Origin of the sequence: Enterococcus sp. DIV0682 (genome assembly GCF_051712685.1) — a bacterium.
GTDB lineage: Bacteria > Bacillota > Bacilli > Lactobacillales > Enterococcaceae > Enterococcus > Enterococcus faecalis.
Window position 1 is genome coordinate 717,985 of record NZ_JBIOPK010000001.1, and the last position, 14,872, is coordinate 732,856.

The following is a 14,872-nucleotide window of genomic DNA, read 5'->3' on the forward strand; positions in this document are numbered from 1 at the left end:
TTTTTGTGAAAATTTTACTGCGTTGAACGCTAAACTTATTAAGCAAATATTAAAGTTAAGTTACAGATTGAGAAATTCATAGTAATTAAATAGCTGGGGTGCTATACTCGAGTCAAGTTATAAAAGGATTAGAAAAGGTGGCACCCAATTATATGACAGAAAAATGGCGTGAAGACGAAGAATATCTTTCTTATGTAGAAGATTTATTAGCAACCGAAGAAGTCCAAAAATTAGCAGAATACACACAACATATGCATTCAACTCGTTTAGAACATTCAATTAGTGTTTCCTATCATAGCTATAAATTAGCAAAGCGTTGGAACGGCAATGCTCGTGCAACAGCTCGTGCTGGTTTATTGCATGATTTGTTTTACTATGATTGGCGCACAACAAAGTTTGACGAAGGCTCTCATGCCTATGTTCATCCACGAATTGCAGCCAAAAATGCTGAAAAAATTACAGAGTTGTCTGATTTAGAACGAGACATTATTATTAAACATATGTGGGGCGCAACTATTGCACCACCAAAATACAAAGAAAGTTACATTGTAACCTTTGTTGACAAATATTGTGCTGTCAAAGAAGCAGCGTTGCCGATGACGACAGCCATGAAAACCAAATGGCGTCAGTATTTTGGCCAACAGTCAATCTAAAAAAAGCTTATCCGGAAGGATAAGCTTTTTTTGTTTGACGTTGACTAAAAAGTCTAACATTCATCTATTTAAAATAAATATTAAAAGTAATTTTGTTCTGTTAATTTCTTTTGAGCATATCGATAGACTGCTTCTTGATTTTCAGTTGTCAATTGTTTGTAAACATTCATAATATTGGTCGGGACAACAAGTGGCGTTTCTTCCGTTTCAGGAATACCTAAGATTTCAAGAGGTGATACATCTAAAACTTTAGATAAGGCGACAATTTTATCCCTCCCCATATTTTCAATCATTCCAGTTTCCCATTTCCTGACGGTACTTTTTCCAACACCAACAAAATTTCCAACTTGTTCTAATGTAAGATTTTTCTCCATCCGTTTTTGCTTCAAAAAATTTTCTTTCAAAAAAACCACCTCCGTAAAAACATTCTAGCACAAAAAGTGTCGCAAAAGAAACATGTTTTTTTGAAAGTAGATATAACAAATATAACAAAAAAGTTATTTGATTTTAATGATATTGACGTTTTTTTCACAAAATGATATAATTTCTGTGTCTTATTAGACACGAAGAGTGGAAAAGGGGGAGAGTAAAATGGAATCAAATTTAATTCACTCAAAATTGAGAATGAAAGGAAAAAATGTTGAATGGTTGGCAAATGAAATGACTGCATACGGGCAGCCCGTATCCGCTTCAACGATTTACAAAAAATTAAAAGGAGAAGTTGTTTTCAAAGCAGCGGATATTAAATTGATTTCACAGTTGTTGGATTTGAAGAATGAAGAAATTATGACTATTTTTTTTAGTGAGTTAGTGTCTAAAAAGACACATATTGATGTTGAAAGGATTGTGATGAATGAAAAAAATTATTAATAAGTTATTTTCGCTTTGTTTAATTATTTTTATTATTTTAGGATCTAATACAAGTATTATTTCTTATGCGATAGATAATGAAAGTGGACCGCAAATTCGGTCTGTATCTGTGGAGTATCCAGAAAATAAGACGGAAATTGTTGCGACAAAAGATTGGGCAACTGTTTCCTTGGCGTTATCAATTTCCGAATTAGCAATTGGAGAGACGATTACATTAAGAATGGATAGCGAAAAATATTCCTATTCAATGACACCTTTTGAAATCAGTGATGGGCTTCGAGTGACTCCAAATGATGATGGAACTTGGACGATTAAAGCGTTGCAAAATATTGTAGACTATTCAGCTGATTTAGAATTAAAATTACGATATAACCAAAATTTGTCAGAAAATTTTGAAGATAAAGTGACTTTTACTTTTGGAGATTCACAAAAAGTTGCAATGATTAACATTGGGCAATATGTTGAGAAAGTTCCAGAAACTGAGCTCGTTCGGAAAGTTCCTTTAGGTTTTACGCCAGAAGGAAGAGTTGCTTGGGTCATCTATTTTAACTATAACCAAGCAGGACTTTCAGGTTCAGAAAAAACAACCTTTAAATTTTTAGATAATGTAGGTCCAAACCAAACATTAGCTGTTGACAGTATTGCCGCGTATCTCACCAAGCAGCCTATTTTAGAAGTAAATGGTGAAATGATTCGGAATTTAGAGCATGATGAATACAGTTACGATGCTAGTCAATTTTTCCAAAAACATGCTTCTAAAAGCGGACTTAATTATGAAGCGGAGAAATTTGAAGGAATACCAACGGCTACGGGCAGTTATCTTTCTAACAAAAACGCCTATTATATTTATTTAGAAACAATTCCAAATGAAAATATTCCAAGTGATGCCTTACTATCAAATTACACCTATATGCGTATTTCTAATGAGGGATTCGATGCTTGGGAAGATGAAGACATCGCTTATATCACTGCGGATGAAAATAGTGGAGGAACAGGTCAAGGTGGTGTTATTTTAGAAAAAATAGACGCAGAGACAGCTGAAGTTCTGCAAGGCGCTATTTTCAAACTTGTGAATAAAAAAACACAACAAGTTATTCAAGAGAATTTAAGGACCAATCAATCTGGACAAATCCGTTTAGCTGGTTTAGAACCTGATCAATATGAATTAATTGAGGTTAAAGCACCACCCGGCTATAAATTAGATGCAACGCCAGTATCATTTGAAATTAAATCAGGCCAAACTCAGACGATTCGTCTGAAAAAAGAAAATACACGTTTAGAAAATCAATTAAAAGTAGAAAAAGTAGATGAAAATAATGAGGCGAAGCGTTTAGCGGGTGCTGAATTTTCGTTGTATGACCAAAAAAATAATCTAATAGAAAAAGGTGTCACGAATGAAAATGGCGAGCTGTTATTTTCAAATTTATCACCTGATGGAGAATATTATTTAGTTGAAACGAAGGCACCTAATGGCTATGAATTAGACGATACTAAACATCCTATTTCATTTGCTGGAAAAGCCGACTACACTTTAACATATCGGGTGAAGAATAAGCAGCAAGTACAAATTGGTTCCATCAAAATTGTTAAACAAGATAAAGACAGTAAAAAACGTTTAACAGGCGCAGAATTTCAGTGGAAAGATACGGTGACAGGAAAAACAGGAACAGTGACAGTTGGAATCGATGGAACCATCACAATTCCCAATTTAGCAGTCAATCGTACGTATGAAATCACAGAAACGAAAGCACCCACAGGTTATGTACTAGACAAAACCGTGCATAAAGTCACTTTAACAACTGCACAAGCCAATAAAGTAGTGACTGTAACTGTTGACAATGTAGCGCAAAAAGGGTCTATCAAAATTGTTAAACAAGACAAAGACAGTAAAAAACGTTTAACAGGCGCAGAATTTCAGTGGAAAGATACGGTGACAGGAAAAACAGGAACAGTGACAGTTGGAACCGATGGAACGGTCACAATTCCCAACTTATCCGTCAATCGTACGTATGAAATCACAGAAACGAAAGCACCCACAGGTTATGTACTAGACAAAACCGTGCATAAAGTCACTTTAACAACTGCACAGGCAAATAAAGTAGTGACAGTAATCATTGAAAATACAGCGCAAAAAGGTAGTCTAGCAATAATCAAAGTAGACAAAGATTCAAGAAAACGTCTAGCAGGTGCAGAGTTCAAATGGCGTGATACGGTGACGGGAAAAGAAGGAACAGTTGTAGCCGACAAAAATGGACAAGCACTGATAACAGATTTGCCAGTCAATCGTGTATACGAAATTACGGAAATTAAAGCACCAAACGGCTATATCTTAAATAACAAGACTTACCGAGTTACCCTAACGACTAATTTTGCAGATAAAATTGGTTATTATACCATTGAAAATACAGCGCAAGAAGGTAGTCTAGCAATAATCAAAGTAGACAAAGATTCAAGAAAACGTCTAGCAGGTGCAGAGTTCAAATGGCGTGATACGGTGACAGGAAAAGAAGGAACAGTTGTAGCTGACAAAAACGGACAAGCCCTGATAACGAATTTGCCAGTCAATCGTGTATACGAAATTACAGAAATTAAAGCACCAAACGGCTATATCTTAAATAACAAGACTTACCGAGTTACCCTAACGACTAATTTTGCTGACAAGATTGGTTATTATACCATTGAAAATGTTGCGCTACGTGGCAATTTAAAATTAATTAAACAAGATAGTTATTCAAAACAACGTTTAGCAGGTGCACAATTTAGATGGCGTGACACAGTGAACGGGAATACAGGCGTAGTAACTGCTAATGCTAATGGTGAAGCAACTTTATATAATTTTTCCGTCAACCGGATTTATGAAATTACAGAAATAAAAGCACCAAATGGTTATATACTTGACAAAACGGTGCATAGAGTTCTTTTACCTTCGAATTATGCTGGCAAAACCTACACGTTTACCAAAAATAATCAAGCACAAAAAGGCGCCATCAAAATTGTTAAGCAAGATGGATATACGAAACAACGTTTAGCAGGCGCACAATTTAAATTCCGAGACACAACCAATAATTATACTGCAACGTTTACAGCGAATAGGAACGGTGAAGTACTGATTACTGGATTAGCCGGTGATCGTATCTATGAGATTACAGAAATCAAAGCGCCGAATGGCTATATCATAGATAGACGTGTTCATAAAGTTGATTTACGTGGACAAGGTGGTAAAACCTATACATTAGTCTTAAATAATCAAGCACAAAAAAGTGCCATCAAAATTATTAAGCAAGATGGATATACGAAACAACGTTTAGCAGGCGCACAATTTAAATTCCGAGACACAACCAATAATTATACTGCAACGTTTACAGCGAATAGGAACGGTGAAGTACTGATTACTGGATTAGCCGGTGATCGTATCTATGAGATCACAGAAATTAAAGCACCAAACGGCTATACCATAGATAGACGTGTTCATAAAGTTGATTTACGTGGACAAGGTGGTAAAACCTATACACTAGTCTTGAATAATACATCACAACAGGGCGCTATCAAAATTATTAAGCAAGATACGGATACAAAACAACGTTTAGCAGGCGCAAAATTTAGATTCCGCGATACCACCAATAACTATACGGCAACATTTACAGCAAATGGAAATGGTGAAGTACTGATTCCAGGATTATCGTCAGATCGTATTTATGAAATCACCGAGATTCAAGCGCCAACTGGGTATGCGTTGGATAGTAGGGTCCATCGGATTGACTTACGAGGCCAAGGCGCAAAAACGTATACGTTAGTGTTAAACAATAAAGCAAACTATGGTGCTATTAAAATTATTAAACAAGATGTTGAAACAAAAGTACGTTTAGCAGGCGCTGTTTTTGAATGGAAAGATACAACTAACGGCTATACACAAAGAGTGACAACTGGGGGAGATGGTACAGTTACTATCAGTGGACTATCCGTAAACCGAGTGTATGAAATTAGAGAAGTTCAAGCGCCAGCTGGTTATTCACGAAATACTACGCCAACACGTGTCAGTCTGATGCAAAATCATGCGGGGCAAACAATTGCAATTGTTCGAGAAAATCGCAGAATACCAGTTTATAATCCACCGCCACCAACAGTTTGGCCCTATGTGCCACCCATCACTAACTATAATCCACCTGTGTACTATAATCCGCCAAGATATTATTATGGGGGATGTGTCATGGTTATCGTGGTGGTGTGTTGGTAAAAAACAAATAGAGAGAAAGGAGTATCTAATGAGTCAATCCGCTTTACCGAAACTTGGGGTAATTTCAACGGGCGCCCTTTTCGTGACTGATTTAATTGGTGTTATTCTAGTTTCAATTGTCACTGCCTACATTCTATATCGTTATTTTTTGAAAAGAGGACAAATTACATGATTTATTTGTATCAGTTATACAAAGTAATTATGTTCATTTTCTTAACCTATTTATTTACAAGTTTATTTCTCAGTTTTCGAACAAGAAAAAAAACAAGAAGAGAAGTCGAAGTAGCAGAAGAATTTTTCTGCTACTTTCTTGTACCGTGTGTAAACGAGGAGAAAGTCATCGGAGAAACATTAAAAAAACTGGTTGCTTTACCAATTAAGAAAAAAATAATTGCGATTGATGATGGATCAACGGACCAAACCAAAGCAATGATGGACAGTATTGCTGGTCCAATCCAAGTTCTGTCTCGTCAATTTCCTAATGCGCAACAAGGCAAAGGCGCCGCTTTGAACCATGCTTTCCAAATTGTATTAGCAGATGCAGAAAAAAAAGACTACTCACGAAATCAAATATTGGTGGGAGTAGTGGATGCAGATGGTTTTTTTAGTGAGAATATTATCAATGAACTAACTGCTGTTTTCGCAGATACAACAGTCTGTGCTGCGCAAACAAGAATCAAAATGAAAGATGTTACAAGTTTTATGTTTATTGCACAAGATGTTGAGTTTTTTACGATTAATAATTTTATTCAAAAGGCACGTCGGGCAACAAAAACCATCGGACTTGGTGGCAATGGTCAGTTTTTTCGGTTATCAATGATTACCGAACACTTAGGTTATCAGCCTTGGGGAAATGCTTTATTGGATGACTATGAGTTAACCATTAAATTAATGCTGAAAGAGTTATCGATTGCTTATATTGACGAGGCCTTTATGGCTCAAGAAGCACTGAGAGATGTGAAACGTTTTATTCGGCAACGAAGCCGTTGGGTTCAAGGGAATTTAGATTGTCTAGCGTATTTACCCAGGGTGATTAAATCAAAGTCATTAACGCTAAGGCAGAAGTGCGGCATCTATTATTTTTTAGCGCAACCCTTTATTAATCTCGTCGCAGGAATCCTCGTTTTTGTTTTAACTGGGCTTCAACTTCAACACTTGTATAGGTTAGGTTTTTCGTTATCTCTAGGTATTAGTTTTGCTTTGGCTGTCAGTATTTCGCTAGTTTTCGGCATTTTTTTTACAATCAACTATTATCGCGAGTTGAAAAATTTTCAATTAGAAGTACCGGCAAAATTGGGGCTAATTAGTTTACCTTTTACTATTTCCTACATGTACTTAATTTTATTCGTTAGTGTGGTAATGGCTTATTATCGGTTTATTAAAGGGAATAGCACGTGGATAAAAACGGAACGCAATTGATTTTTTATTGCACTTTCCAGAGTTGCGTGGTATTATTTTTAATAGTTTAATAGCAACATGGTGATGGTGTTCACCACGAACTATTTATCGGACGAATAAATTAATGACGCCTACCAAACGGGAGAAGTGTACCCTTTGGTAGGCTTTTTCTGTACGCTAGGATTGGCGATAAGAAAATTGTAAAGGAGCATGTAAAGTGAAAAAAGAAACAAAGCAACTACTATCAATCGGCGGTTATATGGCAAAATGGTTGCTCATTACCGCAATTATTGGTTTATTTATGGGGGCGTTATCCGCCTTTTTCTTAAAGAGTCTCACTTATGTAACAGATGTTCGTTTAGCAAATCCTTGGTTACTCTTTATCCTCCCCATTAGCGGTGTCGTTTTTACGTATTTCTATACGCGTTTTGGGAAAAATGCTAGCCGAGGAAATAACTTAGTGATTGAACAAGGCAATGGCGGGGAAGAAGATATTCCCTTGCGCTTAATTCCTTTAACATTGTTTGGCACGATTACTACGCACTTATTTGGTGGTTCTGTTGGTCGTGAAGGGACGGCGGTGCAAATGGGGGGCGCAATCGCAAATGCTGTAGGAAAAGTCTTTAAACTGTCCGCTTTGGAACGACAAGTAATTATTATTAGCGGAATTAGTGCAGGTTTTAGTTCTGTTTTTGGCACACCATTAGCGGGAACGGTTTTCGGATTAGAAGTTTTGGCGATTGGAAAAGTTCGTGCAGAGGCACTTTTCCCAAGTTTTTTTGCAGGCTTATTTGCTAATTTTGTGACTGAAAGTTTTGGTGTAACACATACGCATTATCCGATGGGCAAAATTCCGACTTGGTCGGTTGATCTATTTGTAAAATTATTTTTGGCATCGATTTGTTTTGGTTTGGCAGGTTGGGTTTTTAGTCGTTCCATTGTCTTTTTAAAAAAGACCTACGCAAATTGGTTTGCTAATGTCTACCTTCGTGCGTTTCTTGGGGCGTCCATTGTCGTTCTGTTTGTGCTCGTCTTAAACAACCAGCGTTATTTAGGCTTGAGTTTACCTTTATTAGAAGATGCTTTTGCAGGCAATGCGCAGCCTTTTGATTTTGTTGGGAAATTATTCTTTACGGTGTTATCCCTGGGTGCTGGGTTCCAAGGAGGGGAAGTAACGCCATTGTTTGAAATTGGGGCTACGTTAGGTAGTTCTTTGGCCCCTTTGTTACATCTATCAATTCCTTTTTTAGCAGGTTTAGGATTTATTGGTGTTTTTTCTGGCGCCACGAATACGCCGATTGCTTGTTTCATTATGGGCATTGAACTATTTGGTAGTGAAGCGGCAGTCTATTTTTTCATGGTCTGCTTAATCAGTTTTATGTGTTCTGGAAATAGTGGTATTTATGCTTCACAACAAAGTTTGTATCGCAAAGGAACAGCAGAATATCCTCTCTTTACTGCATTAAAAAATCGACGTAAATAAGATGTTTTTTTACGAAAATATGCTAAACTAGAGAAGATGAGGTGAAGACATGAAAGACTATCAATATCCATTAGATTTAGATTGGACGACAGAAGAAATGGTGATTGTCACTAATATGTGGACAGCAGTTGAGCAAGCCAACGAAACAGGCTTGCCTGTTGACAAATTTTTAACAACCTATCAACAATTTAAAACGGTCGTTAAAAGTATCGGCGAAGAAAAACGCTTAGGTCGTGAATTTGAAAGTGCTTCAGGATATTCGTTATATCGTACGCTTCAACAAGCTAAAAAACAGGGAAGCGGTAAATTAAAGCTGGGGGATGATTAGATGACTGAAACGCAAAAATTTGTTCAAACAATTCAAAGTTGGCTTTTTGAAGCAGCCGATGTGATTCGAATGAACTTGGAATCAGAGTTAACCGTTCAACAGAAAAATGGCCGCACCGATTTAGTGACAAATATGGATGAACAAACCCAAGAATTTTTAATGAATAAAATTCAAACAAATTTTCCCGAAGATCAAATTTTAGGGGAAGAAAAAGGCTACAATACTTTAAAAAGTTTTGCTGGTCGCGTGTGGATCATCGATCCGATTGATGGCACAATGAATTTCGTGATGGAAAGAGAAAATTTTTGTATTATGTTAGCTGTTTATGAAGACGGCATTGGTAAATTAGGTTTTATCTATGATGTGATGCGAGAAGAACTTTATTGGGGTGGCAAAGGGCTTGGCGTTTATCGGAATAATCAATTATTAAAAGCGCCTACTATGAAAGCCTTGGCAGATGGATTATGGGGCATGAATGCTTACATGCATGGAAAAAATATTCATCACGCAACGGAAATCGGACAAGCAAGCATGGGCGTGCGTATTAGCGGTTGTGCAGGTTTGGAAATTATTGCTATGTTAAAAGGCAACCATCATGGCTATTTATCTAATCTAAGTCCTTGGGATTATGCAGCTGGCTTAGTACTTTTGGAAGAATTTGGGTTTAAATACTCTGGTATTACAGGAAAACCATTAACTTTTACGGGTCGTGAATACTTTATTGCAGCAACTCCTGAAACCTATGATGAAGTATTTACCCGATATTTAAATGAATCGGAATAATCAAAGAAGAGCGTTGCTGAAAGGTAAGGCTCTTCCTCTTTTAAAAGAGAAAAATTTGTAAAAAAATGTCCTTGTTTTCAGAAAAAGCCGAATAATTTCTAAAACTTTCATTATTTTTGCAGGCGAAAGCCTTTTTTTAATGAAAAAAGTTTGCTATAATAAGCAGTCGGCTTTTATGGACTTAAGTAACATAAGCGTATATAGATAAGGAGCAATTAAATTGAAATACAGAGATGATATTCGTAACGTGGCAATTATCGCCCACGTTGACCATGGTAAAACAACCTTAGTAGATGAACTTTTAAAACAATCTGACACTTTAGATGGACACACACAATTACAAGAACGTGCAATGGATTCCAATGCACTTGAAAGTGAACGTGGAATTACTATCTTAGCAAAAAATACAGCCGTAGATTATAACGGTACACGTATCAACATTCTAGATACACCAGGACACGCGGACTTCGGTGGTGAAGTAGAACGTATCATGAAAATGGTAGACGGTGTTGTTTTAGTTGTCGATGCGTATGAAGGAACAATGCCTCAAACACGTTTCGTATTGAAAAAAGCATTAGAACAAAAAGTAACACCAATCGTGGTTGTTAATAAAATTGACAAACCTTCTGCTCGTCCTGAACACGTAGTAGATGAAGTTTTAGAGTTATTCATCGAATTAGGCGCAGACGACGATCAATTAGATTTCCCAGTTGTTTATGCTTCTGCTTTAAACGGAACTTCAAGTGAATCAGATGATCCAGCAGATCAAGAGCCAACAATGGCCCCAATTTTTGATAAAATTATTGAACATGTGCCAGCTCCAGTTGACAATTCAGACGAACCACTTCAATTCCAAGTCTCATTACTAGACTACAACGATTACGTTGGACGTATTGGGATTGGCCGTGTGTTCCGTGGCACAATGAAAGTCGGCGACCAAGTTGCGTTGATGAAATTAGATGGCAGCGTGAAAAATTTCCGTGTAACGAAAATTTTAGGTTTCTTTGGCTTACAACGTGTGGAAATTGATGAAGCAAAAGCGGGTGATTTAATTGCCGTTTCTGGAATGGAAGACATTTTCGTTGGGGAAACAGTTGTAGATGTTCACAATCAAGAAGCATTACCAATTCTACACATTGATGAGCCAACCTTACAAATGACTTTCTTAGTTAACAATTCTCCATTTGCGGGACGTGAAGGAAAATACATTACCGCTCGTAAAATCGAAGAACGTTTAATGGCTGAGTTACAAACAGACGTATCTTTACGTGTTGATCCAATTGGCCCAGATTCTTGGACTGTATCAGGCCGCGGCGAATTGCATTTATCAATTTTAATTGAAAACATGCGTCGTGAAGGCTATGAATTACAAGTTTCTCGTCCAGAAGTTATTGAACGTGAAATTGATGGGGTTAAATGTGAACCATTTGAACGTGTTCAAATTGACACACCTGAAGAATACATGGGTAGCGTGATTGAATCCCTAAGTTTACGTAAAGGCGAAATGCAAGATATGATTAATGCCGGTAACGGACAAATGCGTTTAATCTTCTTGGCACCAGCTCGTGGCTTAATTGGTTATTCAACAGAATTCTTATCAATGACTCGTGGTTATGGTATTATGAACCACACCTTCGATCAATACTTACCAATGATTCAAGGAACGATTGGTGGCCGTCATCAAGGAGCGCTAGTTTCAATCGATACTGGTAAAGCAACGACTTACTCAATCATGAGTATTGAAGAACGTGGTACAGTTTTCGTTGAACCAACGACAGAAGTTTACGAAGGAATGATTGTTGGGGAAAACAACCGCGACAACGATTTAACTGTGAACATCACAAAAGCTAAACAAATGACTAACGTTCGTTCGGCAACGAAAGACCAAACATCAGTCATCAAAAAACCGAAAAAATTAACGTTAGAAGAATCATTAGAATTCTTGAATGAAGATGAATACTGTGAAGTAACACCAGAAAGCATCCGTTTAAGAAAACAAATTCTTAACAAAAACGAACGCGAAAAAGCAAGCAAGAAAAAGAAAAAAGCTGAATAATTTTTTTGAAAAGTACAAAATGCCAATGGCTATTGTACTTTTTCTTTTAATAAGTAAGGGAGTTGTGTGGATAAGTGAATAAAATCGCAAAATCTCTGATAGTAGGGGTATTTCTATTAACTGGGTGTGCTAATAGTTCTGTTGAACGTTTATTACCTAAAAACCAGACACAAATTATAGCTCATCGTGGAGATCATAATAAAGCTCCAGAAAATACTGTTGAAGCAATTAATGAAGCAGCTAACCAGAATTATAATGGTGTAGAAATTGATGTTCGTAGCAATAAAGATGGTCAATTATATTTAATGCATGACAATACATTGGATAGAACAACGAATGGACAGGGAAAATCAGAAAAATTTACCATGAAACAATTAAAAAAATTAAGTATAAAAACGGCTAGTTATCCTAAATATGAAAACACATCAATAAAAATTCCAACGTTTGAAGAAGCAATTGAAGCAGCTGCAAATAATGGATTGATGGTTAATGTTGATGGATCTAAAGGAAACTGGTTAGATGGACACTTTGTTAAAAATGTTATGGACATCTTAAAAAAATATGAAATTTATGATCGAAGCTTTTTTGTGATTAGTGATGAGCCAAGTCGGAATTTTGTGATTCAAAAGTATCCAGATGCTACTGTCTCATGGTTATGTGATAAAAAAGAAGATATTCCTAAAGAGATAAAAAAAATTAAATCATATAAAAACGCATTATTATCTGTCGCTAATGATATTGCGGATGAAGCGGTCATTGAGAAACTCAATGTTTCTGGAATTCGTTATCAAGTATACGGTGTTCAAACTTCAGAGCGATATCAAGAATTGAAAAAAATGAAAGTACCTTTAATTGAAACAGATAAAGTTGTACCAGATAAAGCTGAATAATTTTTCGACAAATAAACATTTAAACCAACTATGCTCGTTTTACTACGAAAATAGTTGGTTTTTTTTATGAAAAAAACGGATTAATGCGTATTTTTAAGATAAGGTTATTTTTTTATGTGTGGATAACTACTCGTTATCCACAACAAGCAAATGTCGTTATTTTTGAAAGCTTTTGATAGCAAGCTTTCACAATTTTTCATTCTTTTTGATGTTTCACGTTAACTGGTGTTTCACGATTGTGTCTTGGTTTAACACACCTTGTTCCTGTTAGATTAGCGTGTTAAAATGACTTGTAGAACAAAGATTGGAGCGCAATAAATGAGTGCATTACAAGAATTATTAAAAGATACATTTGGCTATGATGATTTTCGGCCAGGACAAGAAACGATTATTCGTCATGTATTGCGACAAGAAAATGTCTTAGGCATTATGCCAACAGGTGGAGGCAAATCGATTTGTTATCAGTTGCCAGCCTTACTTCTGGATAATTTAACATTGGTGATTTCACCATTAATTTCTTTAATGAAAGATCAAGTAGATGCCCTGAATTTAATGGGGATTCCAGCTACATATATCAATAGTACCATTTCCTATCAAGAAATGAATCATCGTATTCAATTAGCGGTTAACAAAGAAGTCAAGCTATTGTATGTTGCGCCAGAGCGATTAGAATCTTATGATTTTCAACAGATGCTGACACATGTACCGATTGATTTATTGGCAGTAGATGAGGCACACTGTATTTCACAATGGGGGCATGATTTTCGTCCAAGCTATTTGCGTTTAGCAGAGATTATCGATCAATTTCAACAACAACCAACCGTGATTGCACTAACAGCTACAGCAACGCCACAAGTAGCGGAGGATATTGTCAAGCAATTAAGCATTCCACCAGAAAATGAAATCAAAACAGGATTCGCTCGAGAAAATCTATCTTTTCAAGTCGTGAAAGATCAAAACAGAGACGTTTTTCTTTTGGAATATTTAAAGATGAATACTGGGCAATCAGGTATTATTTATGCAAGCACGCGGAAGGAAGTTGAACGAATTTATCATTTATTAGAGAATAAAAAAATTGCGGCTGGGATGTATCATGGGGGCATGAGTGAACAGTTACGTAGTGAAAATCAAGAAGCATTCTTGTATGATCAAGTGCAAGTGATGGTAGCAACAAATGCCTTTGGTATGGGGATTAATAAGAGTAATGTTCGTTTTGTCATTCACGCACAAGTACCAGGGAATATTGAATCTTATTATCAAGAAGCCGGCCGAGCTGGTCGTGACGGTCTGCCTAGTGATGCTGTGTTAATGTTTGCTCCACAAGACTTGCAAATTCAACAATACTTTATTGAACAATCTGAAATGACCATTGATTATAAGCAGAAAGAGTACTTGAAATTACGGGAAATGTCACAATATGCGAATGCACAAATGTGTTTACAAAAATATATTTTACGCTATTTTGGTGAAGAAGGGACGGACTGCGGTCGCTGCTCGAATTGTCTGGATAATCGAGAATTAGTCGATATTACGGTCGATGCCCAAAAAGTCTTGTCTTGTGTAAAACGTATGGGAGAACGTTTCGGTAAGGGCTTAGTTGGTAAAGTCTTGACTGGTTCAAAAGATCAAAAAATTGATCAATGGCATTTTGATCGTTTGCCAACATACGGACTAATGAAAGGTCGCACACAAAAAGAAGTCACACAGCTGATTGATTATTTGACAGCAGAACGTTATTTAATTCCTTCTGATGGGCAATTTCCGTTGTTATCAGTCTCGACAGAAGGTGTTCAGGTGCTTTTAGGGGAACGGAAAGTCTTCCGAAAAGAAGACCAAAAAGTTCGAAAAGTAGCAGTGGATGATGCCTTGTTTGAACGATTACGCGAATTACGTATGGACATGGCTCAAGAGGCAGGCGTGCCGCCATATGTAGTCTTTTCCGATAGTACACTTAAAGAAATGTGTGAAAAATTACCGCAAACAACGATTCAATTATTGCAAATAAAAGGGGTCGGCCAAAATAAATTAGATAAATATGGCACCGCCTTTTTAGAAGTAATTAAAGAATATCAAGAGACGAAAAAATGATATAGTTTGTTATTTTATTTAAAATTAAAAGCAGAAAATAAGAAAAAAGTCTTTTAATGTATTTGTTGTTGTATTGATAAAATAAGCTT

At 36.4% G+C, this 14,872-nt stretch carries 12 protein-coding genes and 1 riboswitch; of the genes, 11 read left to right on the forward strand and 1 reads right to left on the reverse strand.

The window, feature by feature from the left end; translation table 11 throughout:
• Positions 1–152: 152 nt before the first annotated feature.
• Positions 153–653 carry an HD domain-containing protein gene (locus IGK96_RS03490; protein WP_002356666.1) on the forward strand — a complete coding sequence of 167 codons (501 nt, stop codon included), beginning with the start codon at positions 153–155 and terminating at the stop codon, positions 651–653.
• 80 nt (positions 654–733) lie between these two features.
• Here the strand turns inward: IGK96_RS03490 and IGK96_RS03495 are convergent, their stop codons facing one another.
• Positions 734–1,066 (reverse strand): helix-turn-helix domain-containing protein, encoded by a 333-nt coding sequence (locus IGK96_RS03495; protein ID WP_016618386.1) that lies wholly within the window; start codon positions 1,064–1,066, stop codon positions 734–736.
• Between the two features lie 178 nt (positions 1,067–1,244).
• On the opposite strand from IGK96_RS03495, the gene IGK96_RS03500 reads away from it, so the two are divergent.
• The 10 genes from IGK96_RS03500 (at position 1,245) to recQ (ending at position 14,783) form a co-directional block, all read left to right on the forward strand.
• Positions 1,245–1,523 carry a hypothetical protein gene (locus tag IGK96_RS03500; protein WP_010707303.1) on the forward strand — a complete coding sequence of 93 codons (279 nt, stop codon included), beginning with the start codon at positions 1,245–1,247 and terminating at the stop codon, positions 1,521–1,523.
• Positions 1,507–5,757 (forward strand): SpaA isopeptide-forming pilin-related protein, encoded by a 4,251-nt coding sequence (locus tag IGK96_RS03505; RefSeq protein WP_104674523.1) that lies wholly within the window; start codon positions 1,507–1,509, stop codon positions 5,755–5,757. Before IGK96_RS03500 ends, IGK96_RS03505 begins: the two co-directional genes overlap by 17 nt.
• A 28-nt stretch (positions 5,758–5,785) precedes the next feature.
• Positions 5,786–5,929: a hypothetical protein gene (locus IGK96_RS03510; protein WP_002400869.1), complete on the forward strand. Its 144-nt coding sequence runs from the start codon at positions 5,786–5,788 to the stop codon at positions 5,927–5,929.
• Positions 5,926–7,176 carry a glycosyltransferase family 2 protein gene (locus IGK96_RS03515; RefSeq protein ID WP_002400868.1) on the forward strand — a complete coding sequence of 417 codons (1,251 nt, stop codon included), beginning with the start codon at positions 5,926–5,928 and terminating at the stop codon, positions 7,174–7,176. Before IGK96_RS03510 ends, IGK96_RS03515 begins: the two co-directional genes overlap by 4 nt.
• A 50-nt stretch (positions 7,177–7,226) precedes the next feature.
• Positions 7,227–7,296, forward strand: a riboswitch (Fluoride riboswitch).
• A gap of 76 nt (positions 7,297–7,372) precedes the next feature.
• Positions 7,373–8,638, forward strand: coding sequence for a voltage-gated chloride channel family protein (locus IGK96_RS03520; RefSeq protein WP_064687312.1), 1,266 nt, complete (start codon positions 7,373–7,375; stop codon positions 8,636–8,638).
• Positions 8,639–8,687: 49 nt separating this feature from the next.
• Positions 8,688–8,966 carry a UPF0223 family protein gene (locus IGK96_RS03525; protein WP_070415964.1) on the forward strand — a complete coding sequence of 93 codons (279 nt, stop codon included), beginning with the start codon at positions 8,688–8,690 and terminating at the stop codon, positions 8,964–8,966.
• Positions 8,967–9,749: an inositol monophosphatase family protein gene (locus IGK96_RS03530; protein WP_002384205.1), complete on the forward strand. Its 783-nt coding sequence runs from the start codon at positions 8,967–8,969 to the stop codon at positions 9,747–9,749.
• Between the two features lie 220 nt (positions 9,750–9,969).
• Complete coding sequence (typA, locus tag IGK96_RS03535) at positions 9,970–11,805, forward strand: translational GTPase TypA (RefSeq protein WP_002356682.1); 1,836 nt, start codon at positions 9,970–9,972, stop codon at positions 11,803–11,805.
• A 74-nt stretch (positions 11,806–11,879) separates the two neighbouring features.
• Entirely contained in the window at positions 11,880–12,695 is an 816-nt protein-coding gene (locus IGK96_RS03540) for a glycerophosphodiester phosphodiesterase family protein (RefSeq protein ID WP_002400865.1), read from the forward strand.
• A gap of 318 nt (positions 12,696–13,013) precedes the next feature.
• Positions 13,014–14,783, forward strand: a complete 1,770-nt coding sequence (gene recQ / locus IGK96_RS03545) for a DNA helicase RecQ (RefSeq protein WP_002400864.1) — start codon at positions 13,014–13,016, stop codon at positions 14,781–14,783.
• Positions 14,784–14,872 lie beyond the last annotated feature (89 nt).

Excerpts from the sequence above, each read along its gene's own strand:
- IGK96_RS03505 (WP_104674523.1), top strand. The coding sequence starts at position 1,507 with ATGAAAAAAATTATTAATAAGTTATTTTCGCTTTGTTTAATTATTTTT.
- IGK96_RS03530 (WP_002384205.1), top strand. The coding sequence starts at position 8,967 with ATGACTGAAACGCAAAAATTTGTTCAAACAATTCAAAGTTGGCTTTTT.
- recQ (WP_002400864.1), top strand. The coding sequence starts at position 13,014 with ATGAGTGCATTACAAGAATTATTAAAAGATACATTTGGCTATGATGAT.
- IGK96_RS03525 (WP_070415964.1), top strand. The coding sequence starts at position 8,688 with ATGAAAGACTATCAATATCCATTAGATTTAGATTGGACGACAGAAGAA.
- IGK96_RS03500 (WP_010707303.1), top strand. The coding sequence starts at position 1,245 with ATGGAATCAAATTTAATTCACTCAAAATTGAGAATGAAAGGAAAAAAT.
- IGK96_RS03510 (WP_002400869.1), top strand. The coding sequence starts at position 5,786 with ATGAGTCAATCCGCTTTACCGAAACTTGGGGTAATTTCAACGGGCGCC.
- IGK96_RS03515 (WP_002400868.1), top strand. The coding sequence starts at position 5,926 with ATGATTTATTTGTATCAGTTATACAAAGTAATTATGTTCATTTTCTTA.
- IGK96_RS03490 (WP_002356666.1), top strand. The coding sequence starts at position 153 with ATGACAGAAAAATGGCGTGAAGACGAAGAATATCTTTCTTATGTAGAA.